Raw genomic sequence first — 25234 nt, 5'->3', positions numbered from 1 at the left:
TTTCAGCGAGTTTTTTCTTTACACATTTCTATGCTAGAAAAAGTTTTTTAGCATTATGGGAAATGGGCTTAAATCAATATGAAAAAATAATACTTATTAATGGTTAAGCGTTGATTCTAATCCAGCTGTTCAATAAAGTTATAGGCTTTTTCATCCTCATAGGAGGATAGCTTAATGTTGCCGAAATTGTTTGTATCTAGTTGAAAACTTAAAATGTTTTTTAAACTTTCATAATGGGCTGTTCTATCGATTCTCTTCTTACTAAATAAAAGCTTTTGGCAGCAAGGCTTGCTATTAGCATCTGAAGGTAAGAACAGTAATGAAAGGCCTCCCATATATTTATCTTTGTTTACGTTAGGTTTTATCATGTTGATATAGCAAATACCGTCTTCGCTGCTATGTAAATCAAAAGAAAGTAGCTTTTCTGTAGTGTTTATATTGCCAGAGAAGCTTTTCATGATTGAATTTCTAGACATAATCTTAAAAAAAGCCTTATCTTCTTCAATTTCTATAAGACCTTCATGTATGGCTCCTTCTTTACTTATGTTTGTTGATAGAAAGTAGCAATAATACTGTTTATCAAACATATGGACTTCTAAGCTCAACCCTTTTTCAATATTTTCTAAATCCATAGCGGAGATATTCTGACTTATAAATATATCCAATTTAAGATTATAGACTTTACATATATAAACCAAAGTTTCTATAGATGGGAATGCATCTCCAGATTTATATTTAGAAAGTAAATCCTCAGATACTCCAATCTTTTTTGCCAGCTTTTTTTGTGTACCTTCTAGTTGAATTAGTTTCTTCAAATTATATATAAATACATTAGATATATCATCATAAAGCGTATTTTTTATAAATTTTATTTTGTTCAAATCATTTAGGGTCTGCGAAGTTTTATTTTCGTATTTATCCTTTAGTTGATCTCTATTTTCAATCTGTACTTTTGAATTCAATTTAGAACCTCCATATCTTCTATCCTTATTCAAGTTATAGTTGAATAATATTCAAGTCAAATCATTATTATTTCAAGTTTATTGTATCTTCAAATAGAATTATTGAGTAATAACAACTTATATATTACCATAATTATGGATTTTAAAGAACTACATAATTATTATCATAAACTATAGGTTTTGAAAGGAAGTAATATTAAATGGAATTATTAACATCAATAATCTTTTCATTCTTTTTATCAATTATTTTAGGGAGAATAATAATCCCTTTTTTAAGAAAAGAAAAAATTGGACAATACATAAGAGAAGGGCAACCTAAAAAACATTTGAAAAAGGCAGGTACACCACATTTTGGTGGCTTCATATTTATATTAGCTACTATTGTAACCTCTGTTATTATGGTTAAAGACTTTAATAACGAAGTGAGATTTGTACTATATTCCTTTTTGATTTTTGGAGCCATAGGCTTTATAGATGATGCACTAAAGACCTTTAAAAAGAGAAATGAAGGATTAACTATATTGCAGAAATTAATTTTAATGGGGGTGGCCTCCTTATATTTAACTTATTTCATAACTCATAGGTTAGCGTTAGATGGATCTATAATTGTACCATTTATGGGGCGAACCATTAATCTAGGTGTTTTCTATATACCTTTTATTTTGTTCTTTTATACTACAGTGACTAACGCAGTGAATTTAACTGATGGATTAGATGGTTTAGCTGGTACAGTTACAATGCTAGTGGTTATATTTTTTGCTTCAGTATGTTTATTAAGTGAGAAAAGTCATCTAGCAGTAGTTTGCTCAGCGCTAGTTGCTTCCTTAGTAGGATTCCTACGATTTAATTTATATCCTGCTAAGATAATCATGGGCGATACAGGTTCTCTTGCTTTAGGAGGCTTTATTGCTTCCATTGCTATTGTATTGAAACTTCCTTTGATAATACCAATTGTAGGAGCAATATATATGATAGAAACCTTAACTACATTTATACAGATATTTGTTTTTAAGCTAACAGGAAAAAGAGTTTTTAAAATGGCACCAATACACCATTCTTTTGAACTTTCAGGATTTTCTGAGACATATATAGTAACTCTGTTTTCTTTAGCTACAGCTGTATTATGCATAGTAGGATTAGTTGCATTTATACTCTTCTAGAAGCTTAGAACTTAACATAAAATTAACCTTTTACTTGAACGAGAAGCAATATAATGGTATATTTTATATATGCTAGTGTATATACATCTGTAAAGGAATGGTGAATATTATGACTATAACTGAAGAAATACAAAAACTTAAAAAGGAAAAGAATGCTATTATTCTTGCGCATTATTATCAAAGACCTGAAGTACAAGAAGTAGCAGATTACATAGGTGACTCTTATTATTTAAGTAAAATAGCAAAGGAATCAGATAAAGACACCATAGTATTTTGTGGTGTTAAATTTATGGCTGAAAGTGCAAAAATACTTTCACCTAATAAAAAGGTCTTATTACCAGCTTTAGATGCAGGATGTCCTATGGCTGACATGGCTACTGCAGAAAAGGTGTTGGAATATAAAGAGAAATATCCTAAGGCTGCTGTAGTTTGTTATATAAATTCATCAGCAGAAGTTAAAGCGGTTAGTGATATTTGTTGTACATCCTCTAATGCTTTAAAAATAATAAACTCTTTAGAAAATGACCAAATTATTTTTCTTCCAGATAAGAATTTAGCTTCTTATATCCAAGAAAAGGTTCCTAATAAAGAAATTATACTTTGGCCAGGCTTCTGTATAACCCATAAGAGGATTAGAGAAGAAGAAATCCTTAAAGCAAAAGAAACCATTGAGGGATTAGTTGTTCTTGCTCATCCAGAGTGTGAAAAGGAAATAAGAGATTTAGCCGATTTTGTAGGTAGTACTTCAGAAATAATTGACTTTGCAACTGCTAGTGACAAAAAGAACTTTTTAATTGCTACTGAAGAGGGCGTGCTTCATGAATTAAAGAAGAGAAATCCTGAGAAAAGATTCTTTACTCCTAGAGGCGGCTTAATGTGCATTAATATGAAGAAAACCTCACTAGAGGATGTTAGAGATGCTCTTTTATACGACAAAAACGTAATTGAACTAGATGAAGAACTGAGAGTTAAAGCTCATAGCTGCTTGATGAAAATGCATTCAATTTAATTTCAACATGGTGCTTTACTAACACCATAGTTTTAAACTTTGAAGGAAGGTAAAAGTATGATACTAAATACTGATGTATTAATAATAGGTGCTGGAGTTACAGGTTTAAATTTTGCTTTAAATTTAAGAGACGATTTAGATGTTATGGTATTGGCTAAAGATACCTTAAACGAATGTAATAGTTATTTAGCTCAAGGCGGCATATCAGTGCTTAGAAATGAAGAGGACTATGAGACTTATGTTAAGGACACTTTAGCTGCAGGTAATTTTAAAAATAGAAGACAAGCAGTTGAAATTTTGGTCAAGGAATCTAGGAATGCTATTAATAAACTGGAGCAGTTAGAGGTGCCCTTTAATAGAGATAAAGATGGGGAGCTAATTTATACTAGGGAAGGTGCTCATAGTGTCAATAGAATAGTTCATTGCGATGATAATACTGGAGAGCAGCTCCATAAGGTGTTGTCAAAAAAGGTTAGAGAGAAAGCTAATGTTAGAATAATTGAAAATTGCTTTTTTGCTGATTTACTTACTGTTAGAAATAAGTGCATAGGTGCTTTAGCTATAAATGGAGAGGAAGAGCTTAATATTATAGCTAAGGCAGTAGTTATTGCAACTGGAGGTATAGGCGGACTTTTTAAAAATTCTACCAATTTTCATTCGATTAGTGGAGATGGTTTAGCTATAGCTATTAAGAATAATATTAAGGTTGAAAATCTAGATTATATACAGTTTCATCCTACTGCTTTCTACGAAGATATAAAGGATAAGAGAAGACTTCTAATATCAGAGGCAGTGAGAGGAGAAGGCGGTAGATTAGTAAATAAAGCTGGTGAAAGATTTGTTAATGAACTATTGCCTAGAGATAAGGTAACACAGGCTATACTTGAAGAAGAATTTAAAAGTAAATCTAAACATGTGTATCTCGATATAAGTTATTTAGATAAGGATTTTGTAAAGAAGAGATTTCCTAATATCTATAGAAGCTGTTTGGATAGAGGAGTAGATATTACAAAAGAAGCAATTCCAGTAACTCCTGCTCAGCACTACTTTATGGGTGGTATTAAAGTAGATATGTATTGTAGGACTTCTATGGAAAATCTCTATGCTGCAGGAGAGGTAAGTTCAACTGGCCTACATGGAGCTAATAGACTGGCAAGTAATTCATTATTAGAGTCTTTAGTATTTTCTAATAGGGCTGTGAACTATATAAATAATAATCTTTTACCTTATACAGTTATATATAAAGACTTAATAAAGAGAGTTGAAGGTGATAGGGAATACTATAGTAATGATCTATCAATCATATTACAAGAAGAAATAAAGAAGGTTAGAGGAGATATAGTAAATGAACTGGTTGCTTTATGATGAAATTATAAAAAGTGCAATTAAGGAAGATGCACCTTATGGTGATATAACAACTATGGCAATAACAAAAGATGCAAAGAACTGTACCGCTGACCTTATAGTAAAGGAAGATGGAGTTATAGCTGGTCTGGATATATTTAAAAGAGCTTTTCAAATATTAGGACAGATTGATATAGAATTCTTTGCAGCAGATGGTGATAAAGTCAAAAAAGGGCAAGTTATTGCAAAAGTCAGCGGTAGAAGTGATATAGTTTTAACTGGGGAAAGAGTGGCACTTAATTTTCTACAAAGGATTAGTGGCATTGCAACACTTACTAGAAAATATGTAGATGAGCTTCAAGGAACTAACACTAAGCTTTTAGATACCAGAAAGACTACTCCTAACATGAGAGTATTTGAAAAATACGCTGTAAAGATAGGTGGCGGAACAAATCATAGACTTGGACTAAGTGATGGGGTTCTAATAAAGGACAATCACATAGCTGCTGCAGGAGGAATAAAAAACGCTGTAGCTCTAGTTAGAAATGAAGTTCCTTTTGTAAGAAAGATAGAAGTTGAAGTGGAAAGTATTGCTGAGCTTTACGAAGCTCTTGAGGCGAAAGCTGATATAATCATGCTTGATAATATGGATCTTGCTACTATGAAACAAGCAGTTGAAATAGTGGATAAAAGAGCCTTAACTGAGGCTTCAGGAAATATAACAATTGAAAATATAAGAGAAGTTGCTTTAACTGGAGTTGATTATATATCTTCTGGTGCCTTGACTCATTCATTTAATATACTTGATTTGAGCTTGAAGAATCTAAAACTGCACTAATTTTTTTCCCTTATTCATTTATAATAGCAAAAATTGGTTTTAGGAAAATTAATATTGCTTTATAAGAAAAAACCTATGCTTTAGAAATTTGGCATAGGTTTTTATCATATATATTAAATTTATTAGTTTAATAAACTTTATTTAACCTGAAGCTCTATAACAGCTACTTTCATAGAAGAAGTACATTTTAGAACACAAGGGAAAACATAGTTTTGAAAGTTATCAGTGCCACCTAAATTTATTTTATAATAGTCTGTATTATTGATGTTTAAAATATTGTTATAAAGCATGTTTGCATTCATTTCCTTAATAACATGACAAGGTATATAAAAAGATTTTATATTGTTTTTATATAGTTCAATTAGGCAGTTTTTATATATTATAGCTATTTGATTTTCAGGATCAGTATCATCGAAGTCAGCAGGGTCAATCAAATAAATCAATATCTTATTATCATCTTTTTTGTAGTAGTAATTACCTATCTTTTTCATTCTAAACTTACCTAATTGTCTTTGTAGTCTTGTTTGATATCCTTGAAAGGCTCCAACAACAAAAAGCACAAAGGCTATAATTAATACAATTGCACCATTTACACTAAACAAGTATTTAAAATAGTAGTGCAAAAATTCAGAAATATAGTCTAATTTAAGAGGAAGTTTCATGGTTAGATAGATTGATAGCATATCTGCAACAAAGATCTGAATTGTAAAAGTTAAACCAATCAATATCCTAAATAAAAAGTTTACTGTACGTTCTTCATAATTTTTATTATATAAATAAAGTATAATTATTGATCCAATTAAAGGAATTAATAAAATATTCTTATTAAAAAGATACATAGAGTATCCATATAATATTCCTATGGCAAAAGAGGCAAAAACACATTTAATGAGAGATATAAAAAAACTATTATTTTTATCTTTGTATTCTTGGTTATTACTTATATCTTCTGAAGTTAAGTTTATGGGAGTTTCTATAGTTTCTTTAGCTATTGCTGAATCTATCTGAATCCTTTCTTTTAGAAAGTTTTTCTTTAGTTATTATTCCTATCATAGTGTTATGATTTTGTTTGTATATAGATACATCTGCAGCTTTGTCCCAAGTTATAGTTTTGCTGCCAAATAGAGAGCCAGTCTTAATGTATTCATTTGTTATTTCTAAATAGCTTCTTTTTAATATGCCCATATATAACCATAGCAATAAGAAGAACAAGGTGAATAGTGTAAAAAGTACTTTTAGAACAAATGCTTCACTGTCATCTGTAGGGAAAAAGAAAGCTCCTAAAGTAAAAAATATAATTAAAACAATATATAATATATGTGTAGATAGTTTAAGTCTGCAATTTTGCTTATATGGCAATTCATATTCTAATACTTCTTTTTCTGATTCTAACATAGTAGTACCCCTAACTAAAATTAATTTATAATAATATAAAAAAGTCGATGAAGCGACCTTCTTCAGTGAGCTTTTTTTGCGCATCTGCCTTTCCGAATGTATATAAGGAAAATATGGCAGGTGAATATAACTTATTTTTTTACTGTTTAGCATAAATAGCTGTTATAAGCCTTGATATTACTAGGTTTAACTATTCAAAAATTTTATACTTTTCTAGACATTAAAAAAGCTTATCATCTAATAATACAAGACAACAAGCCTTTAAACAGAGTTAATTTATCTTATCATCTTACGACAAGCTAAAAGCAAGCATATAATTAGAACTATTGGAAGTAAAGCAAACAATAAATGAATTCCTACAAATACTAATACTATTGTTCCAATAACTGCTCCAATAACTCCGAAAACAGCTCCAAATACAAATTTTGTGAACTTAATCAGTATACCAAAAATCAAAAATAATATCATTAATACAAATCCTATAATCATTTTCATCACCATTCATTCAAATTTATTTATTATTTATAATCTAACTATATATATTATATTAGCATAAAGTTGTAACTTAGTAATAAAATAACGGCAATTTAAGAAAAAATTAAGAATAAACATCATAGAACATTTAAATGGTTCTTTGAATATAATATATGAGAATTATTATGTGAAAATCTCACTAAAGAAGATAGCTATATAGAACTTTTTACTAGATATAAACAAATGAGAAGGTGTTATATTGATATTAGATAACGATTTATGTAAGCCAACAAAAGTAGTAGCTTTATCGAATGTTTTTTATAAAGCTGTTGAAGGTAAGTATTATGTTGGACAAACTGAGATAGTTTCTTCTGATGGTCTTAATATTTGGGGAGCTTTATATAATCCACCTGAATCAGGTGTTAATATATTTGTTAACGTATTAACTATAACAAACTTGAGTAATAGTTCATTCTTAGCTGAAATATGGCTAAATACTGACTTTCCTGGAAAGGGTATTAGATCAGGTAAGTTTACTTCTACCAATACTATTCCCTGCCTTGAAACTACTCCAAGAGGTAAGATAATATATTCAAACGATGGAGTGTGTAATCATCCTGAAGGAGGCGTAAATATTTACGATAGAATGATTCCAGTAGATTCTACAATAGTAACAGAGGAGACAGTAAATTTATAATTCCTCCAGGAGGATGCTATGGAGCATTCGTAAAAGCAAAACCTAACCAACACCTAAGAGCAATTTTTGCTTTTGGTTGGTCTGAAGAAAGTATAAAGAGTTGTAAGATTTAATTATTTTTCCTATTTTACATTTATAGTTTGTGATGCAAGTTTATATTTGCATCACTTTTCATTTAAAATAATTTAAACTTTATTATAAATATTAAATAAAGGTAAATTAAGGTAAAATTAACTGTAGAATACTGGAAGCGATGAAAATTATATAATAATATTTACATATGGTAAGTTTAATAGTTTCTTATTTATTGCAATAAAAATCAAGCAATTAAATTACCTTATAAATTCTAAATAATTAGAGTATGAGGGGTAATTATGAAAAGAATATTCAAGTCCTTAACCTTATTCTTGTTTTTCTTTGCTTTTTTATTAATTCCACACAAAGCCTTTGCATCAACTTACGATGGGGACGGTACCAAGCTAGATGCGTCCATATATTGGTATGGCAAGGGGAACCTTTGTCAGAAGTTTATACCAGGACAAAGTAATCCATACTTTGATAGTAATAAACCAACTGTGCTATATATTCATGGGTGGCAAAATAATTCAACAACTAAGCTATATAGAGAATCCTTTAATCCAAGTAAAATGGATCCTGATTACGGTGAAGATGTAAATAGCTGTGATTATTGGATTGATAAAGGTTGGAATATAGGTATATTCTATTGGAATCAGTTTTCTGATGAATCAGAACTTAAAGATGCTGAGGCTAAAATATGGACAACTTCTGGACCAAAAGGGATGAGATGGAGAAAGTCAGATGGAAGCTATGTTACTACTAATTTGCCAACAGTTTCAGCAGCTCAACTATTTGTTGATCAGTATAAAAGTGCTTTAAGCAATTATAATGGTAGTGAAATAAGAATAGTTGGACATTCCTTAGGCGGTCAGATGGCAATTAATACAACAAAGATTATTTGCGATGGAATAGACAAAGGAAACATTTCATCAAAACTTAAGCCAAATAGAGTAGCACTACTTGATCCATTTTGGTCAAAGGATGGAAAAAGTTATCTAAATAATAGATGGACTGGTGAGGTTTGCAGAGAATATGTTACTAGTCTTGAAAGTAAAGGAATCGCTTTTGAACAATATAAGACAAGCAATATAAATGACTTATTTATAGGTGATGCAAATGAAGGTATGAGAAAACTTACTTGTTTTACAGAAGTAGATTCAAGTTTCATTCCCTTCATAAACCAGATGAACAAACATAGATATGCCAGAGACTGGTATTTCTATTCTATGGAATTTAATCCTCCTAAAGCGGAGAATAATTCTGTGTTTGCAGGTGCAACGGCTCCTTCAGCTAGTGCTGCCACTCTAAATGTTTTTTCCATGATGCAGCCAAAGTACTATTGGAGTGAGGATATAGGAGATTCAACCTATACACCTAGTGATGATACTTTTGAATTGACTGCTTGGTAACCTAGGGAATAAGTTGTATAAAAATGAGAGGCTTAGAATTTTAAGCCCCTCATTTTTACATTATTGACGCACTTCATCAATTAATTGACTAAAGCATCGTCAACAAAGTACTCTTAATGCTATCGAGATTAAGATACATAAGACTTATAAAAATTGAATGGTTAAATAAAGAGTAAAATTGTACTGTTCGAACGTAGCGAGTTTAAAGTTTTAGCCAAAGATGCATAACTTCAATCATTAACCTATTTTCAAAACTCTGATGGGTTCTGAGCAGAGAATTTGAAAATATAAAATCATTATGAAGTGATACATCGATGGAATATGACAAAATCATATTAGTTCTTTGCTCAAGCTCATATGGAAAAATATTTTTAATGATAAATTTTTTTATGCAAACTACTAGAATATAATCCTTATTTTTGATAGAATTTATTATTGTATTGCTAAAATATTAGGAGGACATACAAATGAATACAGATACACGAAAAGATCTAATACTTAAAGGAAGTATGTATAAAGTAATTATAACTTTATCTTTGCCAATAATGATCAGCAACTTAATACAAACACTATATAATCTGGTAGATGGAATTTGGGTCGGCAAGCTTGGTTCTGTTCAATTTGCAGCCACATCTTTTGTTTGGCCAGTTATATTTTTGTTTATTTCTATAGGGGCAGGGATGTCTATAGCTGGTACTTCACTTTTATCACAGCTTATAGGCGCATCAAAATATGAGAAGGCCTCAAAGTATGCATCACAGCTTATAGTAATATCAGTAATATGTGCAATAATATTTTCAGCTTTAGGTTACCTGATAAGTCCAATTATAATTACTTTGATGGGAGCCACAGGCGACCTTGCCTATTATAGCAAGATATTTTTGAGAATTACCTTTTTAGATATGCCTTTTACCTTCATTTTTTTCAGCTTTAATGCCATAATGAATTCTCAAGGTAATACACTTATGTCTACAATATTAAGTGGTTGTAGTGTTATACTAAATGTTATTTTAGACCCAGTTCTGATTTTTGGACTAAAACTAGGCATGGCAGGAGCACCTATTGCGACACTTATAGCTAAAGCAGTATTAGCATTTGTAGGGTTGTATATACTTCATAAGTCTAAGTCACAGGTAAAGCCTAATTTTAGGAACTTTAAATTTGATATTCCGTTGATTAAAAGAATATTTAAAGTTGCTGTGCCTTCAGCCATTGGACAATCTGGCTCAGCCTTAGGTTTCATTGTTCTTAATGGCTTCATAGCTTCTTATGGTACAGCAACAATTGCAGCTTTTGGTATGGTGAATAGGATAACTTCGCTTATAATGCAGCCTGCAATGGGGGTTGGCGCTGCACTTACGGCAATAGTTGGACAAAACTTAGGCTCTAATAAAATAGAAAGAGTAAAGGAAGCGTTCATAAAAGCAGTAAAACTTACAATGACATTCTCAATAATAGGGTGTATTCTCATGATATGGCAAGATCAGCCGATTATAAATTTCTTCATTCAATCGAAGGATGATCCTTCTGTTATAACACAAGGAATAACCTATCTTATTTATATTTCTTTCTCTATGCCTTTAATGGGGTTATTTAGTATTTATCAAGGAGTGTTCCAAGGTTCAGGCCATACAAGATACTCTATGAATATGGAAGTAGGAAGATTGTGGTTTGTAAGGCTACCTATGATACTTTTATTTAAGTATCTATCTAATGCAGGCCCCATTGGAATATGGTTTTCTATGTCCTTTAGTAATTTAATTGTTTGCATATACGGTTACGTAATTTATAGAAGTGGAAAATGGCAGAAAAAGCAGATATAGAAAAATAGCTTGTATAACATTTTTATATGTAGTATACAAGCTATTTTTCTATAAAGTCTTTATATATCTGCGCTCATTTATAGGTTTACCGATGTATAATTCCTTAATTGTACCATCAAATAAAAAGCCAAGTTTTTCGTAGAATCTAATTGCATTTAGATTTTCTTCTAAAACCCAAAGAGATATGTTTTTAAAGCCTGAGTTTCTTAGAGTTTCTATGGCAAAATGCATAAGCTCTTTTCCATAACCGTTTCTCCATCTGTTAGGGACAAGATAAAGTCCCCATATCTCACCAAAAACATCGGTTTTATCTTTATCTCTGCATTTGCCAAAGGTAACAAAGCCAATGGGTTCTGATGAATCGAACACTATAGCATCAGTTTCAGCTTTCTCTCTTAGAGCCTTTTCAAAGTATGCGGCTCTTTTTTCTACAGTAATACTCTCTAAGAACTGTTTTGGAACTATGTTTTTATAAGCTATCTTCCATGAAGCACAGTGAATTGTACCTAATATATAAGAGTCTTCAAATGTTGCGTACCTTATTATGCTCACTAAATCACCTCTACAAAACAATGTTTATAGAATTGTAACATATTATGTGCTTTGATACAATAAATGGTAAGAAGGATTTCCTTATTCAACCTAATAATACTTTCTGTATTATTATTTTAATTACAAATAACTAACTTGATTATTAATTCTTGAAAGGAAAGATAAATATGAACGTATTACTGAGTAACTATAATTTTCATGAGGATTTTATAAGAAATGATTTGGAGCCATATATAAATTCTAAAAGTAAGGTTGCTATACTTCCCTTTTCTTTTAGTGAAAAATGGATTAGTTGTGAAAGAGAATGGGAGAGTTGCTACACCAAAGCAAAAGGCAAGTATTACAATGATGTAGTAAAACCATTTTTATCCTATGGTGTAAAGGAAGACAACATAAGTTGGCTTAATTACTATAAGCATAGTAAAGAGGAAATGGCAGAAATTATAAGCTACTGTGATATTATCTTTCTAACGGGAGGTTTACCAGAAAAGTCTGTTGACAGGATTGAGGAGTTGGGGCTAAAAGATGAGCTTATAAAAGGAAATAAAACCATAATAGGAGCTAGTGCTGGTGCCATGGTACAGTTAAAGGAATTCTATGTATCACCAGATGAAGATTATAATGAGTTTTTTTACTATCATGGACTAGGAATTTTAGATAATGACTTTAACATAGAGGTTCACTATGAAGAAACCAAGACTCAGGATAGCTATATACAAAAAGTTCTTTTAGAAAGAAATAAAACGTTATACGCTATAGGTCAAAAGGGAGGAATTATAATAAAGGATAATATAATTAAACTTTATGGAGATGTTAAGGTCTTTGAGGCAAAGTAGTGGATTAAACATACAGGTAAACTTTAACTTTAAGGTTAGGTATTAACTGTAGGGTTCCTAACTCAACTATTAAGTAATGCATGCCGCAAAAATCCTCAGAAACCTCGATTTTTGAACATGCATTACTTAAGTTTTCGTAATGGAACCCTATATTTGAACTTTAAAATATAACAAGTAATATGTTTTAAAGTGTTAGATAGACGTAAAATTAATAAAGATATTATAGGAACGCCCTATAATATCCTTATTAATTTGTCTATGTCATTTTTTACTGATTCTGAACCAGAATTATCTATAATATGTATTTCTTCACCATTAGGAGTGGAGAAGTCTTGGCCTGTAACGTATTCTTGCCAGTTATTAAGCTTCCAAGTATCTCTTTCAGAATTTCTATCTATCATTCTTTTATGGCATACCTCAATGTCACAGTGTACCCAAACTTGTACTAATTCTGCGTTATAAGCTTTTAGCTTGTCCTTAAGTCGGCTAATATAAGTTTCATCTCTAAATTCTTTGGCAAATGGAGCATTAACCATTACGTGAGAATTAAATTGTAAAGATTCAAAAGCTACATCCATGATTGCTTCATATTCAGCATTTCTTACATATTCTTTGAAAAATGCTGAGTCTCTATTATAAGGTTCATTTGCTGCTCTATACACCATTTTTGATAAAGGAATTATTGTATCCTTGTCCAAGTATACTGGGTTTGGAAGCTGCTTAGCTATTTCTGTAGATACGAAAGTCTTTCCACATGCTGGTGGAGAGCCTATTAACATTAAATATTTCTTCATTAGATCGCCTTCCTTACTTGTTTTTTGTAATTTATCACAATAACATTGTTAATTATATCACATATATCACAGAACACTAAATAAATTTTTTATTAAAATTACAAATCATAATTCCAAGCTATGGATAAATGTATTATAATAAAGCTAATTTATTCCAATCATTGCTATTAAAGGGAGAAGATAATGATAAATAAACATATTAAAGCAGTTTTATTAGATTCTGGTAGAGTATTGAATTATCCTAAAATAGGGCATTGGTTTATAACCAATAATTTCTTTAAATATGTAGATTTAGAAAAGTATAAAAAGATTGATAAAAATAAAATTAACAATGGATTTAGTAAGGCTCAAGAGTATATAATAAAACAAGATTTTATAAAAACTGAACATGATGAGTATAATCATTTCTATGAATTTTATCGAATTTTTTCTAATGAACTTAAGGAGTTAAATTTGACAGTTAGCGCTATTGAGGCATTAGCAAAAGATTTGGTATACAACTATGAAAAATATACTTTTTTTGAGGATGCAAAAGAAGTCATTCCTAAATTAAGTGAAAATTATAAATTAGCAATAGTTTCTGATGCATGGCCATCACTAGAAAATGTTTTTGTACATGCTGGGCTAAGAAAATACTTCTCATCGTTTATAATATCCTCTAAACTAGGAGTAACAAAGCCAAATGAACTTATGTATAAATCAGCAATTAATGAACTTAATTTTGAAGCTGAGCAGTGTATTTTTATAGATGATAATATAAATAATTGTGATGGTGCAAAAAAACTTGGCATAGAATCTTTACTACTTTGTAGAGATAAAAAAAGCTATGTATATAATAAAGTTACCTGTAAAAGACATAAGGTTATAAAAAGCCTATTTGATCTCTAAGAAAAAAATAGGCTAGAATTAAGTTACACTCGTAGCCCCATTAAAAAGCCATCTTGCTACATATTTTTAAACATACTATAAATTTAAAACTACTAGTAATTATTTGGAGGAAAAGTGATGAGATTAGTATTAAAAGAAATTGAAAAAGCCTTTGGTGAAAAAAAGGTTTTAAAGGATGCTTCTTTTACTTTTGAAAAGGGCAAGATATATGGATTACTTGGCCGTAATGGAGCTGGTAAAACCACTTTGTTTAACTGTATAAGTGGTGAAATGGAATGCGATAAGGGGCAAGTTATGTTACTTGATGAGGACAATAGAGAAACTACAATAGATTATTCTAAGGTAGGTTTTGTATTTTCTCAGCCAATACTTCCAGAGTTTCTAACTGGATATGAATTTTTGAAATTTTATATAGATATAAATAAGGAAAAGATATCAAATCTTCTAACTATTGAAGAGTACTTTGATATGATAAAAATTGAGGAAGAGGATATGCATAGGCTTATAAAAGGATATTCTCATGGCATGAAAAATAAAATTCAAATGATTTGCTTTCTGATTACAAGACCACCAATAATTCTTTTAGATGAACCTTTAACTTCGTTAGATGTAGTAGTTGCTCTGCAGATAAAAAATCTTCTAAAGCATATAAAGAGTGAGCATATATTGATTTTTTCTACTCATATACTACAGTTAGCCACAGATTTATGCGATGAAATTGTAATTTTAAATAACGGAGTCCTTGAAGAAATAAGTAATGAGGTTCTTAAGAGTGATGACTTTGAAGATAAGATTATGGAAATCTTAAAGGAGGATAGTGATGCTTAAAACTTTTAAAAATAGCTTTAATGTATCCTTTGCTCAAAATGCAAATTCATTTATTTTTTTTCTAAAGAGACTTCCGCTAGTTGGGAAAAAGATACCTGATAGATTGTACAAAGAAACTAACATTAAAATTTTATTTGGAGTGTTAAATACTATACTGAATTTCATAGGTGGATTCTTCAAAGCTGCATTATATATTGGAATCATGATAGTTCTACCAGCATACCTTATAACCAAAGAGAAAGGTGATTTTTACAGCGTATTTTTGAATATTTACTTTTTCCTAAGTTTTATAATAGGACCTGTAATAAAAAGCTCTATTTTTGACATTACCAATAAAGACGCCTATGACATGATAAACTTGATGAGATGTGATGCAAAAGAGTATTTATTAAGTCACATGATTTATGAAAAAACTATAGGTATAATAAACATGACAATTCCACTGTTTATATTTGGGCTTGTATTTAAATTTTCTTTTTTTAATTCTTTAATTTTGTTAGTTGAGATTTTATTTGTAAAGTATATAGGAGAATTTTTACAGCTTATTTACTACAATAAAACTAAGCAGGTATTAGCACAAACAAAGGTAACTAGCACTTTAATTATATTAATTTCACTATCTTTAGCCTATGGGTTACCATTGCTTAATATATCTCTTAATTTTCAGCATATTTTATTTAAACAGTTAGTAGTTTGCGTTATATTTATTTTAGCCTTTTTGTCTGTAGCATATGTATTTAAATATAGAAATTACAAGATAATTGCTAAGAAGGTTTATATAAAAGAAAATATCTTTAATCCAGAAACAGCAAAAGTTAAAGTGCAGTTTTCTAATGTTGAACTAAATGAAAAGCGAGTTGGCAAAGAGCTTTTAGATTCCAGCAGATTTAATAAAAAACAAGGGTATGATTATTTGAATTCCATATTCTTTTATAGACACAGAAAGATAATGATATATCCAATAAAAATTAGGGTTTATATAATTTTAGCAATCTTAGTTTTCTTTTTAGGATATCTAGTAATATTTCCAGGCGAAAAAAGCGGAGTATTGAAGTATATAGATAAAAGTCAGCCTGTTATGGTGTTCGTACTTTATATTATGTCAACTGGTGAGAGAGTATGTAAGGCGATGTTCCATAACTGCGATGTAAGTCTTTTAAGATATGGATTTTATCGTGAAAGCAAGACTATTTTGAATAATTTTAATTATAGAGTTAAAAAAATCATACTACTCAACTCAATTCCTGCTGTGGTATTAATGCTTTCCATCATGGTTGTAATCTCAGTGTGTGGCGCTTCTGGACGTTTGTTTTCAATGATACCGTATTTTATTTCTATCTTGTGTTTAGCTTGTTTTTTCTCCATACATCATTTATTCATGTATTATGTTCTTCAGCCTTATACTGCAGAATTAACTATGAAAAGTCCTTTTTATAAAATTTCAAATGCTATTATTTACTTTATAAGTTATTTTTGTTTGAATTTTAAAACAAGTTCCTTTTACTTTACAGTAGGTGTATTAGTTGTTACTATTTTATACACTATAATTGCTATTTTACTAACTTATAAGCTGGCGCCAAAAACTTTTAAGCTAAAAGAATAATTTACTAAAGGAGAATATTATGTTTAAAGAAATGAGAAGAAAAGATAGAGAAATTGAAGAGATGGAGATAAAAGAAATATTGGACAAAGGAGAATTCGGGGTGTTATCAACTATTGGAGATAATGGATATCCATCAATAGTGCCTTTGAGCTATGTATATATTGACAATAAAATATATTTCCACAGTGCAACTGAAGGGGAGAAGTTAAATAATATAAGTCAAAATAATAAGGTGTCATTTTGTGTAGTATCTGATACTGAGGTTTTACCTGACAAGTTTAGTACACGATATAGAAGTGTAGTTGTTTATGGACGTGCTTCAGAGGTAAGCGGAGAAGTGAAAGAAAAAGTATTATTTAAGATTATTGAGAAGTATTCTAAAGCTTTTCTTGAAGAAGGAAAGTTGTATATAGAGAAAGCAAAACATAGAACAAGAGTAATAGAAATTGATATTGCTAAAGTTACAGGCAAAGCTAGAAGATAGAAAAATATAAGGAGGTATTTAAGTGAAGCGATTTGAGGGTATACTGGAGAACTCAATTATCGTAAGTATAATGTTTGCAATTGGTATGGTTCTTACACCTATGATAGGAAGCAGATTAGCTGCTATAATTTTACTTACAGCTTCATTGCTTTTAGGATTAGCTTTAAAGAATTTTGATAGTTTTTTTGAAAGTTATTATTCTTTTCTTTATGGGAAAAGAAGATATTTAATCTATAAGAGTTTAACTTCAAGAAAGCAAGAAGAAATACAAAAGAGTAGCTGTGCTATTTATTTTGCTTATTTCTTTTTAAGCATATCTTATGTTTTTTATAAAAATGAGAGTATAACCTATAAAGCTTTATTTCATGATTTTAAACTAGGTATTTTCCTTATACTATTGAATTTTGTAATATCAGTAGTTGGACTTAAGTTATACAATGCTTTTATGAGTTCAGCTGAATATATATTATTTTCGCTAACTTTAATAGGTACTTATATAACTATGTACATTATTAGATAGAATAATACTAAATTATAAATTGCTATAAATTTAATAAGATAGAATTTATACAAAAATGAGGTGTCGCTAAAAAAATGACAGCTCATTTTTTATTATTGAAATTATCTTTATATATAATTATTTAAGTATATAAAGATGTGCCCATCCAAAGAAGTATGTCTATAGATATCATATGTTTTTAACCTCATCATCAAAAATCTTAACTTTCTAAATATGAAAATCGCTTTTTTTATCTGCTAAGTTTAAATATAATGAAGGTAGATGAAAGAATACTATCAAAGTTTATAAAAGTTAGGCTATGTTTAAGATTATTGTTGAAATTAAGCATGGGATCACTGACCACTTAATTTCAACTTGGTACTTTAACAAAGCCAAAAGTCAGTATAATTATAATAGTTTTAGGAGTGATAAGATGAAGTATAAGTTGATAGCAATAGATATGGATGGTACTTTCTTAAATGAAGAAAGAAACATAACAGAAAGAAATCTTAAGTCAGTTAAAAAAGCTGTTGATATGGGGGTAAAAGTTGTAATATCATCAGGTAGAATACCTTCAGCTTTAGGTTGTATAATAAAGGACATGCCTAAGAATCAGCCAGTTATAGCTTGCAATGGTAGTATAATTCTTGACCACAATCATGAGGAAATAGCTCATGAAACCATAGCTAATGGCTTAGTTATAAAGATAATCAGTTATATTAGAGAAAATTTCAATGAAGTTTTTTATAATGTTTTTTGTGAAGACATTATTTATTCAGAAAGACTACATCCTTTTTCAGAAAAGTTTAACGAATATAACTTGTCTTTGCCAGAAGAATACAGGCTAAAGTCAGAGGTTATAAGTGATTTAAAGCAGTATGTAATTAACTGTACACCTAGGGTTTCAAAAATAGAAATATATGATGAAGATTCAGAAAAAATTGATGCTATAAAGAAGTATCTGGAAGATATTTTTGATGTGGAAGTTGTAATGTCAGGTAAAACCGGTATTGAAATAACTAAAAAAGGTATGAGCAAGGGCAGTTCCTTAGAGACCTTGGCAAAGCATTATGGTTATACTCTAGATGAATGTATTGCTATAGGCAATGATGGAAATGATATTGAGATGATAAAGAGGGCAGGGCTTGGTGTTGCTGTTTCTAATGCACATGAAACTGTAAAAGCAGTAGCAAAATATATTACCATAAGAGATAATGACAATGATGCCGTAAGTGAAGTGATAGAAAAATTTGTTGTATAGATCTGCTGAATAATAATATCAAACTATAAAATAAATTAAAAACTTAAAGAAATTATTAAATAAATTCATAAAATTTTGCCAATAATAGTTGTTATTAAAGCTGAAGGAAGGTAAAGTTTATGAATTTTTTTATTTTTTTAGGTGGTACTTTTATCATTTATTCTTTTTTAGGTTGGATAGTAGAAAATGTATATTGTTACTACAAATTAGGAAGATTTCAGAATGATGGTTTTTTAAATGGACCATATAAGCCAATGTACGGCTTTGCATTTACACTTTTGGTACTATTAAATAGCTTTGCTCATAGACACTTAATTTTATTGCTAATAATCTGTCTTATAATACCTACATTTATCGAGTATATAACTGGACATATACTAAAAAACTTCTATAACAAGATATACTGGGATTACTCAGAAGAACCTTTGAATTTTAAAGGATTGGTATGTGCAAAGTTTTCAGTATATTGGATGGGTTTAAGTCTAATGTGCATATATATTATGGAGCCATTTATAAATAAATTATTTTTTACTTTTAAATCTATTTTGCCAGCAATAGTTCCTTTCATGCTTTTAATTATAGTGATGGATTTTTTCATTGTACTATACCTAAAGTTAAAAGAAAAAAATTATATTGTTAAATCCAACTATTTAAATATACTTAGCAGGTTTAAAATATTAAAAAAGAAATGATTTTATATAATGTTCTTGAAAATTCAACCATCAGGATTATAAAAAGTCATAATGTAAAACGAACTAAAAATTTCAAAATACATATATAACTCCCTAATAGTGCCTTAAATAATAAGACATATAGTAATTTTGTATGGGCAAAATATTTAAGAAAAATAATTATACTAATAGGAGGTTGTTTTATGAGAAAAAAAGCAATAGTTTTCAGCTGTATCTTGTCAGCATTACTTATGGTTACTGGTTGCGCTAATAAAAAGAATACAACTGCTAAGAACACTGATAATAATGGATATAATACTACTACTGACCAAAATAATACTACTGACCAAAATAATACTGGGTCTAATACTACTAATCAAAGTAATAATGGATCTAATACTACAAATCAAGGTAATAATCAATCAGGAACTAAAGCACCTCAAACACAAACAGCTCCAAACCCAGCTGCAACAGGCCAACCGGTTCCTAATTCAGGTACTGGTGGTAATAGTTCGGCCGTTCCTCCAAGTGGTTCAGGTAGTGGAAGTTCACAGTATAATACCTCTGGAAATCAAAATAACACAAACAGTACTAATAACAATGGCAACAATCAGAATACTGCTGGAGCCAATAATGCACAAACCAATCAAAGCAATATGGGTATACAATACATGAGTACTATTGAGGCTGATATTCTAAAATATACAAACGAAGAAAGACAAAAGAATGGTTTAAAACCACTAACTATAAACAGTACAGCCTTCAAATACTCAAGAAGTAAGAGTGAAGAAATGATTAGACTAAACTACTTTGATCATAAATCACCAGTAAACGGGTATATAACTGATATAGCTAATAAAAATAACTGGAAATACTCTAATATTGGTGAAAACATATATACAATGAGTTTCTCAGGACAAAGAGTAGAAGATGTTGCCAGCGGTCAAAAGATAGTTCAATCTTGGATGAATTCTCCTGGACATAGAGCTAATATATTAAATGCTAATTATACTCAGATTGGTATAGGAGTAGCAGCATATAATGGTAAGGTTATGGCAACACAAATTTTCTATACTCCATAATGTTTTAGCACTCTTAAAAATCATACTTACGGTATAAAATAATACACAATAACAACAAAATCATACACTAATTGAGAGTACAAATCCCAATATTGTGTATGGTTTTGTTTATATTAAGTTCTGTTTTTGTTTAAATAAATTACTTAAACAATGATTTTAAATATAGTTATATTATTGAAATTTAAAAAATTACAATAAAGCTCAAAAAAATTATCTCTGAAGCATATATATTAATTGATCAAGTAAGCTTTTACTTTTTTTTATGTTGTCGATATAATCTGCTACATGAGTATTATAATAAAGTATTCCTGCATCGGTTATAGAATATATCTTCTTGCTTCTCTTATTAAGAAATTCGTCGCCTTCCCATTTACTTTTCACATATCCTCTAGTTTCTAAATCATATAAGGTATCGTAAATAGTGCTAGAGGATACTGGAAGAGGTAGATTATTGTTCGAAAATGCTTCTCTAAAATCTTCAAGGATTCTATTACCAAAGACTTCTTTTCCTTTAGCTAATTCTTTTAATATGTAAAAAATATATATTTGTTTAATATTTACAACATTCCTAGGAGCTATAATTCTATTACGGTTTTCTGACATTGTAACACCTCACTTTAGATTATATAAGAATTCAATTTCAACTATGAATTTATGTATGCCCAATAGTGGCAAGAAGCCAGTATTTGTAGAACATAAATAAAGTAAGTTTTCATAGTGTATACCTATATATAGATATTATAGAATAAAATATAATCTTAATCAATATCCTCGTAAATGATATTAATAAATAAAAAATAAAGTGCTGTCAATTTATTACATAGCTGAATACAATATACTATACAAAAGAGATGGGGTGATTTACTTGTCAAGAAGACACAGATGTTGTTGTGGAAGTTATAATAACTGCTGTACTCCTTGTTATACTAACAATTGTTGCAATAATGGATTCAACTATGGTCCTTTCGGATGTGGAGCAGGATTTAACAATTGTGGCGGCAATCCTTGTGGAGGTTATTACAACAATCCTTTATTTCTATTACTATTATTGAGTTCATTTCGCTGCTAATAAAAGCCATAGGCATTTGCCTATGGCTTTTTTACTGTCTATAAAGACATGAAGTTTCTGCAAGCTAAACAAGTAGACTAAGTGGTTAATAAGAGCTACTTATGATAAATAGTAAAAAATAAAAGTATGTTGCTTGACAGAATTTCTTTACTAACTATAAACTTTCATAAGTATTTTTCAAAAGTAAAGCATCTTTTTCTAATATAGGACTTTCGCAAACAATGCAACCTTTAACATCAAAGTCTACAAAAGCTTTTAAACAAGCTTTGTAATTAAAATCACTTTCTTCAAAAGGCAAATGATTTTTCTCTCCTTTAATACTATAGGCTATACCAGAAAGATGTACATGTAAGTCTTGAAGTGCTTCCTTACCAAGCTCTGTACCAATTAAGTCAAAGATCTTTGCGAAGTCAGAATACTCCTTCAGTATTCCATTGCCTCTAGCGTGAACATGGGAGAAATCAACACAAAGTTTGCAATTCGGTACTTCTTTGCACATTCTTACAAGTTCTTCATAGGATCCAAACTGAGTAGGCTTTCCTGTAGTTTCTAATCTATAATCTACTCCGTTATAATCTAATTCTAATAATTCTCTTTTTATATTTTCAAAAGCTTCTTCATAGGTAGAATCAAGGTAGTAACCAGGGTGGAAGACTAGACTTCTCCCTCCGACAGATTTTAATGCCTTTGCACCATTTAAAATTCTTTCTTTTGATTTTTCTCTTTTTTCTTCTTCAATTGCGTTTAGATTGATGAAGTATGAACCATGAGCAGATAGATAGAAATTATGTTCATTTTTTATATCCAAAATAGATTGTCTATTTTTATCTGTAACATTAATTGATCTAACAAAAGGAAGCTCCATAGCATCTAAGCCTATTGAGTGAAGATACTCAATTCCTGTTTTATAAGTAAATTTATTTTGACTATCACCTATTGGTAGTCCTGAAATTCCGAATAGTAGCTTTTCCATATATATATCCTTTCCATAACTTAAATCGTAATTGTAGTATAACAAAATAGGAATACAAATAGCAATTTATTTTCCAGGAAATGTAATTCAGCAATATTTTATTGAAATCTTTCCTTTTATTTATTAGAATTGATTATTAGAGGTGATTTTAATGGAAGAAAGGCTTCAAAAATTTATGGCAAGATGCGGAGTTGCATCTAGAAGAAAGTGTGAGGAACTTATACTTTCAGGAGTTGTTAGTGTAAATGATGTAATTGTAGAAGAATTAGGTACAAAGGTTGATGAAGATAGAGATGTAGTTAAGGTTTCTGGTAAAGAGATTAGACCAGAAGAAAAGAAGAGATACATTATGCTTAATAAACCGGAAGGTTATATATCTTCGGTTAAGGATGAACATGATCGTGAAACAGTAATTGATCTTATAGGTATTAAAGAGAGAATATTTCCAATAGGAAGACTGGATTATGACAGTTCAGGACTTCTATTACTAACTAACGATGGTGAAATATACAATAAACTTATTCATCCAAGACAAAAGATTAATAAAACTTACATAGCAATTGTTAAAGGAATTTTTACTAAGGAAGAAATCCGTAGATTTGAGAGTGGAATAGATATAGGCGGATATATAACTGCAGATGCAAAATTAGAAGTACTGGAAACACTTGAAGATCGTTCAAAGATTAGACTTCAAATTCATGAAGGTAAGAATAGACAAATAAGAAAGATGTGTGCTGCACTTAATCATGAAGTATTAGAACTTACTAGAGAGAGCATTGGTGAGATAAAACTTGGTGCCTTAGAGAAGGGCAACTTTAGAGAGCTTACTGACGAGGAGCTAAATTATATAAGGTCACTATAGGAGTTGAATATATGTTTAAATATGTTGGTGATATAAGTAATCTTACTCATTATATAATTGAAAACTTTTTAGATAATAAAATAGTGGCAGTTGATGCGACACTTGGTAATGGGCATGATTCAGATTTTTTAAGTGATCTATTTAAAGAAGTAATTTCTTTTGATATACAAGAAATGGCCATAAAGTCTTATGAAGAAAAAAATAACTCTAATGTAAAACTTATATTAGATTCACATGAATTTTTGGAAAAATACATAGATAAGCCGGTAGATTGTATTATGTACAACTTAGGTTTTTTACCTGGTGGTTCAAAAGAAGTCACAACCCTTACTGATTCAACTATAAAAAGTTTAAATAGTGCAGTTAAAATACTATCTCCAGGTGGACTTATAACTATTGCATTATATAATGGACACGAAGAAGGAAAAAAAGAAACAGAAGAAGTTATTGAATTTGCAAGAAACCTTGATAAAAAATGCTACGGAGTTATGCATCATAGCTACCTAAATCGCAATAATTGTCCTCCAGAGCTCGTTGTAATCGAGAAGAAATAAAATGTCTGTAATATTGAATATGTTGATATTTGATGATAAAATGAAATAAATATTGCATTTTATTAACGGCGTTTTAAAGAAGGGATAGCTAGTATGAGTATCAATGATAATCATGATTTAATGAGATTAATACAAATAAAATTTCCAAGACTTAGTAAGGGACAAAAACTGATTGCTGAATATATACTTAAAAACTATGATAAAGCCGCTTTTATGACTGCAGCAAAACTTGGTGTAAGTGTAGGGGTTAGCGAATCTACTGTAGTTAGGTTTGCTAATGAGCTCGGGTTTAGCGGATACCCTAAGCTGCAGAAAGCATTACAAGAGCTTATAAAAAATAAGCTTACTTCTGTTCAAAGATTGCAACTATCAAACGATTATATTAGTGAAGAAAATGCATTAAAGGGTGTCTTAAAAGCAGACATGGAAAATATAAGAGCAACTTTGGAAAAGATAAATCATAAGACCTTTGAAGATGTGGTACATAGTATATTTAATGCAAAAAGAATTTATATCATAGGTTTAAGAAGTTCTTCAGCTTTAGCAGAGTTCTTAGGATTTTATTTGAATTTGATATTAGACAACGTAAAAATAATAGGTAATGGTATAAGCGATGTATTTGAAGAAATGATTAATATAGGTGAAGGGGATTTAGTTATAGGCATAGGTTTCCCAAGATATGCTGTTAAGACTATAGATGCACTAGAATTTGCCCAGTCTAGAAAGTCAAAAGTAGTTGCAATTACTGACAGCTTACTTTCTCCTTTAGCGTCACAGGCTGATTATACACTAATAGCACAGAGCAATATGGCATCTTTCGTAGATTCTTTGGTGGCTCCGCTAAGTGTTATAAACGCTGTAATAATAGCTGTTGGCATGAGAGAAAAGGAAAAAATATCAAAGACATTTTCAGATTTAGAGAGTCTTTGGAAAGAGTATCAAGTCTATTCATATAATAAGAATGGTAATGAATCAAGATAAGAGGCAGAAGCCTCTTTTTTACTGTATAGATATTGAATAATGAAGATTTAATGCAATTATAAATGCTATTACATTCTAATGTTCTGTAACTACAGTAAAAAAGAATAA

28 protein-coding genes are annotated in these 25234 nt (G+C 29.9%); 20 read left to right on the top strand and 8 right to left on the bottom strand.

Annotation, left to right across the window (positions count from 1 at the left end; all coding sequences use genetic code 11):
* Nucleotides 1–116: 116 nt before the first annotated feature.
* A complete protein-coding gene (locus GXK57_RS10390; RefSeq protein WP_243156403.1) occupies nt 117–962 on the bottom strand; it encodes a helix-turn-helix transcriptional regulator in 846 nt (281 codons plus the stop codon).
* 200 nt (nt 963–1162) lie between these two features.
* Here GXK57_RS10390 and mraY point away from each other — a divergent pair, with 200 nt between their 5' ends.
* From mraY to nadC, 4 genes are all read left to right on the top strand, one after another.
* Entirely contained in the window at nt 1163–2122 is a 960-nt protein-coding gene (gene mraY, locus GXK57_RS10385) for a phospho-N-acetylmuramoyl-pentapeptide-transferase (RefSeq protein WP_160675461.1), read from the top strand.
* A gap of 109 nt (nt 2123–2231) precedes the next feature.
* On the top strand, nt 2232–3131 hold the full coding sequence (gene nadA, locus GXK57_RS10380; RefSeq protein WP_160675458.1) for a quinolinate synthase NadA: 900 nt from the start codon (nt 2232–2234) through the stop codon (nt 3129–3131).
* A 57-nt stretch (nt 3132–3188) separates the two neighbouring features.
* Nucleotides 3189–4496, top strand: a complete 1308-nt coding sequence (locus GXK57_RS10375; RefSeq protein ID WP_160675455.1) for an L-aspartate oxidase — start codon at nt 3189–3191, stop codon at nt 4494–4496.
* Nucleotides 4477–5313, top strand: coding sequence for a carboxylating nicotinate-nucleotide diphosphorylase (gene nadC / locus GXK57_RS10370; RefSeq protein WP_160675452.1), 837 nt, complete (start codon nt 4477–4479; stop codon nt 5311–5313). The genes GXK57_RS10375 and nadC overlap by 20 nt, the downstream gene beginning before the upstream one ends.
* A 137-nt stretch (nt 5314–5450) precedes the next feature.
* On the opposite strand, the gene GXK57_RS10365 is transcribed toward nadC, so the two are convergent.
* From GXK57_RS10365 to GXK57_RS10355, 3 genes are all read right to left on the bottom strand, one after another.
* Complete coding sequence (locus GXK57_RS10365; RefSeq protein ID WP_160675449.1) at nt 5451–6152, bottom strand: hypothetical protein; 702 nt, start codon at nt 6150–6152, stop codon at nt 5451–5453.
* 145 nt (nt 6153–6297) lie between these two features.
* The gene (locus tag GXK57_RS10360) at nt 6298–6708 is read right to left on the bottom strand and encodes a hypothetical protein (protein WP_160675446.1); all 411 of its coding nucleotides are present in this window, start codon (nt 6706–6708) and stop codon (nt 6298–6300) included.
* Between the two features lie 276 nt (nt 6709–6984).
* On the bottom strand, nt 6985–7197 hold the full coding sequence (locus GXK57_RS10355; protein WP_160675443.1) for a hypothetical protein: 213 nt from the start codon (nt 7195–7197) through the stop codon (nt 6985–6987).
* Nucleotides 7198–7441: 244 nt separating this feature from the next.
* Between GXK57_RS10355 and GXK57_RS10350 the strand changes: the two genes are divergently transcribed.
* The 3 genes from GXK57_RS10350 (at nt 7442) to GXK57_RS10340 (ending at nt 11189) form a co-directional block, all read left to right on the top strand.
* Nucleotides 7442–7879: a DUF6143 family protein gene (locus GXK57_RS10350; RefSeq protein WP_160675440.1), complete on the top strand. Its 438-nt coding sequence runs from the start codon at nt 7442–7444 to the stop codon at nt 7877–7879.
* Nucleotides 7880–8253: 374 nt separating this feature from the next.
* The gene (locus GXK57_RS10345; protein ID WP_160675437.1) at nt 8254–9366 is read left to right on the top strand and encodes an Ig domain-containing protein; all 1113 of its coding nucleotides are present in this window, start codon (nt 8254–8256) and stop codon (nt 9364–9366) included.
* A gap of 467 nt (nt 9367–9833) precedes the next feature.
* A complete protein-coding gene (locus GXK57_RS10340; RefSeq protein ID WP_160675434.1) occupies nt 9834–11189 on the top strand; it encodes an MATE family efflux transporter in 1356 nt (451 codons plus the stop codon).
* A gap of 48 nt (nt 11190–11237) precedes the next feature.
* Here GXK57_RS10340 and GXK57_RS10335 read toward each other — a convergent pair whose 3' ends face one another.
* Nucleotides 11238–11741 (bottom strand): GNAT family N-acetyltransferase, encoded by a 504-nt coding sequence (locus GXK57_RS10335; protein WP_160675431.1) that lies wholly within the window; start codon nt 11739–11741, stop codon nt 11238–11240.
* Nucleotides 11742–11908: 167 nt separating this feature from the next.
* Between GXK57_RS10335 and GXK57_RS10330 the strand changes: the two genes are divergently transcribed.
* Nucleotides 11909–12577: a Type 1 glutamine amidotransferase-like domain-containing protein gene (locus GXK57_RS10330; protein WP_160675428.1), complete on the top strand. Its 669-nt coding sequence runs from the start codon at nt 11909–11911 to the stop codon at nt 12575–12577.
* A 233-nt stretch (nt 12578–12810) separates the two neighbouring features.
* On the opposite strand, the gene GXK57_RS10325 is transcribed toward GXK57_RS10330, so the two are convergent.
* Nucleotides 12811–13371 (bottom strand): AAA family ATPase, encoded by a 561-nt coding sequence (locus GXK57_RS10325; RefSeq protein WP_160675425.1) that lies wholly within the window; start codon nt 13369–13371, stop codon nt 12811–12813.
* Between the two features lie 183 nt (nt 13372–13554).
* Here GXK57_RS10325 and GXK57_RS10320 point away from each other — a divergent pair, with 183 nt between their 5' ends.
* The 8 genes from GXK57_RS10320 to GXK57_RS10285 all read left to right on the top strand — a co-directional run bounded on the left by GXK57_RS10320 (nt 13555) and on the right by GXK57_RS10285 (nt 20687).
* Nucleotides 13555–14259, top strand: a complete 705-nt coding sequence (locus GXK57_RS10320) for an HAD-IA family hydrolase (RefSeq protein WP_160675422.1) — start codon at nt 13555–13557, stop codon at nt 14257–14259.
* Nucleotides 14260–14376: 117 nt separating this feature from the next.
* On the top strand, nt 14377–15087 hold the full coding sequence (locus GXK57_RS10315; RefSeq protein ID WP_160675419.1) for an ABC transporter ATP-binding protein: 711 nt from the start codon (nt 14377–14379) through the stop codon (nt 15085–15087).
* On the top strand, nt 15080–16690 hold the full coding sequence (locus GXK57_RS10310) for a hypothetical protein (protein WP_160675416.1): 1611 nt from the start codon (nt 15080–15082) through the stop codon (nt 16688–16690). The genes GXK57_RS10315 and GXK57_RS10310 overlap by 8 nt, the downstream gene beginning before the upstream one ends.
* A gap of 19 nt (nt 16691–16709) precedes the next feature.
* Nucleotides 16710–17174 carry a pyridoxamine 5'-phosphate oxidase family protein gene (locus GXK57_RS10305; RefSeq protein WP_160675413.1) on the top strand — a complete coding sequence of 155 codons (465 nt, stop codon included), beginning with the start codon at nt 16710–16712 and terminating at the stop codon, nt 17172–17174.
* Nucleotides 17175–17196: 22 nt separating this feature from the next.
* Nucleotides 17197–17694: a hypothetical protein gene (locus GXK57_RS10300; RefSeq protein ID WP_160675409.1), complete on the top strand. Its 498-nt coding sequence runs from the start codon at nt 17197–17199 to the stop codon at nt 17692–17694.
* Nucleotides 17695–18106: 412 nt separating this feature from the next.
* Nucleotides 18107–18934, top strand: a complete 828-nt coding sequence (locus GXK57_RS10295; RefSeq protein ID WP_160675406.1) for a Cof-type HAD-IIB family hydrolase — start codon at nt 18107–18109, stop codon at nt 18932–18934.
* 119 nt (nt 18935–19053) lie between these two features.
* A complete protein-coding gene (locus GXK57_RS10290) occupies nt 19054–19626 on the top strand; it encodes a putative ABC transporter permease (protein ID WP_160675403.1) in 573 nt (190 codons plus the stop codon).
* A gap of 182 nt (nt 19627–19808) precedes the next feature.
* Complete coding sequence (locus GXK57_RS10285; protein WP_160675400.1) at nt 19809–20687, top strand: CAP domain-containing protein; 879 nt, start codon at nt 19809–19811, stop codon at nt 20685–20687.
* Between the two features lie 210 nt (nt 20688–20897).
* Here GXK57_RS10285 and GXK57_RS10280 read toward each other — a convergent pair whose 3' ends face one another.
* Entirely contained in the window at nt 20898–21290 is a 393-nt protein-coding gene (locus tag GXK57_RS10280; RefSeq protein WP_128213383.1) for a PadR family transcriptional regulator, read from the bottom strand.
* Nucleotides 21291–21552: 262 nt separating this feature from the next.
* On the opposite strand from GXK57_RS10280, the gene GXK57_RS10275 reads away from it, so the two are divergent.
* Nucleotides 21553–21756 carry a hypothetical protein gene (locus tag GXK57_RS10275; RefSeq protein ID WP_160675397.1) on the top strand — a complete coding sequence of 68 codons (204 nt, stop codon included), beginning with the start codon at nt 21553–21555 and terminating at the stop codon, nt 21754–21756.
* A 154-nt stretch (nt 21757–21910) separates the two neighbouring features.
* Here the strand turns inward: GXK57_RS10275 and GXK57_RS10270 are convergent, their stop codons facing one another.
* Complete coding sequence (locus GXK57_RS10270; protein WP_160675394.1) at nt 21911–22729, bottom strand: TIM barrel protein; 819 nt, start codon at nt 22727–22729, stop codon at nt 21911–21913.
* A gap of 151 nt (nt 22730–22880) precedes the next feature.
* On the opposite strand from GXK57_RS10270, the gene GXK57_RS10265 reads away from it, so the two are divergent.
* The 3 genes from GXK57_RS10265 (at nt 22881) to GXK57_RS10255 (ending at nt 25126) form a co-directional block, all read left to right on the top strand.
* Nucleotides 22881–23591 carry a pseudouridine synthase gene (locus GXK57_RS10265; RefSeq protein ID WP_160675391.1) on the top strand — a complete coding sequence of 237 codons (711 nt, stop codon included), beginning with the start codon at nt 22881–22883 and terminating at the stop codon, nt 23589–23591.
* Nucleotides 23592–23602: 11 nt separating this feature from the next.
* Nucleotides 23603–24145: a class I SAM-dependent methyltransferase gene (locus GXK57_RS10260; protein WP_160675388.1), complete on the top strand. Its 543-nt coding sequence runs from the start codon at nt 23603–23605 to the stop codon at nt 24143–24145.
* Between the two features lie 93 nt (nt 24146–24238).
* The gene (locus tag GXK57_RS10255) at nt 24239–25126 is read left to right on the top strand and encodes a MurR/RpiR family transcriptional regulator (protein WP_202127706.1); all 888 of its coding nucleotides are present in this window, start codon (nt 24239–24241) and stop codon (nt 25124–25126) included.
* The last annotated feature ends 108 nt before the right edge of the window (nt 25127–25234 follow it).

It is taken from the genome of Clostridium sp. C8-1-8 (assembly GCF_009928445.1).
In the GTDB taxonomy this organism is placed as follows: Bacteria; Bacillota; Clostridia; order Clostridiales; family Clostridiaceae; genus Clostridium_AR.
Note: the sequence above shows the minus strand (reverse complement) of the source record. Positions and strands in the feature narration are given on the sequence as shown.

What these genes read in the sequence shown, in the direction of transcription:
- mraY (WP_160675461.1), top strand. Translation starts at nt 1,163, where the DNA reads ATGGAATTATTAACATCAATAATCTTTTCATTCTTTTTATCAATTATT.
- nadA (WP_160675458.1), top strand. Translation starts at nt 2,232, where the DNA reads ATGACTATAACTGAAGAAATACAAAAACTTAAAAAGGAAAAGAATGCT.
- GXK57_RS10375 (WP_160675455.1), top strand. Translation starts at nt 3,189, where the DNA reads ATGATACTAAATACTGATGTATTAATAATAGGTGCTGGAGTTACAGGT.
- nadC (WP_160675452.1), top strand. Translation starts at nt 4,477, where the DNA reads ATGAACTGGTTGCTTTATGATGAAATTATAAAAAGTGCAATTAAGGAA.
- GXK57_RS10365 (WP_160675449.1), bottom strand. Translation starts at nt 6,152, where the DNA reads ATGTATCTTTTTAATAAGAATATTTTATTAATTCCTTTAATTGGATCA.
- GXK57_RS10360 (WP_160675446.1), bottom strand. Translation starts at nt 6,708, where the DNA reads ATGTTAGAATCAGAAAAAGAAGTATTAGAATATGAATTGCCATATAAG.
- GXK57_RS10355 (WP_160675443.1), bottom strand. Translation starts at nt 7,197, where the DNA reads ATGATTATAGGATTTGTATTAATGATATTATTTTTGATTTTTGGTATA.
- GXK57_RS10345 (WP_160675437.1), top strand. Translation starts at nt 8,254, where the DNA reads ATGAAAAGAATATTCAAGTCCTTAACCTTATTCTTGTTTTTCTTTGCT.
- GXK57_RS10340 (WP_160675434.1), top strand. Translation starts at nt 9,834, where the DNA reads ATGAATACAGATACACGAAAAGATCTAATACTTAAAGGAAGTATGTAT.
- GXK57_RS10330 (WP_160675428.1), top strand. Translation starts at nt 11,909, where the DNA reads ATGAACGTATTACTGAGTAACTATAATTTTCATGAGGATTTTATAAGA.
- GXK57_RS10325 (WP_160675425.1), bottom strand. Translation starts at nt 13,371, where the DNA reads ATGAAGAAATATTTAATGTTAATAGGCTCTCCACCAGCATGTGGAAAG.
- GXK57_RS10320 (WP_160675422.1), top strand. Translation starts at nt 13,555, where the DNA reads ATGATAAATAAACATATTAAAGCAGTTTTATTAGATTCTGGTAGAGTA.
- GXK57_RS10315 (WP_160675419.1), top strand. Translation starts at nt 14,377, where the DNA reads ATGAGATTAGTATTAAAAGAAATTGAAAAAGCCTTTGGTGAAAAAAAG.
- GXK57_RS10310 (WP_160675416.1), top strand. Translation starts at nt 15,080, where the DNA reads ATGCTTAAAACTTTTAAAAATAGCTTTAATGTATCCTTTGCTCAAAAT.
- GXK57_RS10305 (WP_160675413.1), top strand. Translation starts at nt 16,710, where the DNA reads ATGTTTAAAGAAATGAGAAGAAAAGATAGAGAAATTGAAGAGATGGAG.
- GXK57_RS10295 (WP_160675406.1), top strand. Translation starts at nt 18,107, where the DNA reads ATGAAGTATAAGTTGATAGCAATAGATATGGATGGTACTTTCTTAAAT.
- GXK57_RS10290 (WP_160675403.1), top strand. Translation starts at nt 19,054, where the DNA reads ATGAATTTTTTTATTTTTTTAGGTGGTACTTTTATCATTTATTCTTTT.
- GXK57_RS10285 (WP_160675400.1), top strand. Translation starts at nt 19,809, where the DNA reads ATGAGAAAAAAAGCAATAGTTTTCAGCTGTATCTTGTCAGCATTACTT.
- GXK57_RS10280 (WP_128213383.1), bottom strand. Translation starts at nt 21,290, where the DNA reads ATGTCAGAAAACCGTAATAGAATTATAGCTCCTAGGAATGTTGTAAAT.
- GXK57_RS10270 (WP_160675394.1), bottom strand. Translation starts at nt 22,729, where the DNA reads ATGGAAAAGCTACTATTCGGAATTTCAGGACTACCAATAGGTGATAGT.
- GXK57_RS10265 (WP_160675391.1), top strand. Translation starts at nt 22,881, where the DNA reads ATGGAAGAAAGGCTTCAAAAATTTATGGCAAGATGCGGAGTTGCATCT.
- GXK57_RS10260 (WP_160675388.1), top strand. Translation starts at nt 23,603, where the DNA reads ATGTTTAAATATGTTGGTGATATAAGTAATCTTACTCATTATATAATT.
- GXK57_RS10255 (WP_202127706.1), top strand. Translation starts at nt 24,239, where the DNA reads ATGAGTATCAATGATAATCATGATTTAATGAGATTAATACAAATAAAA.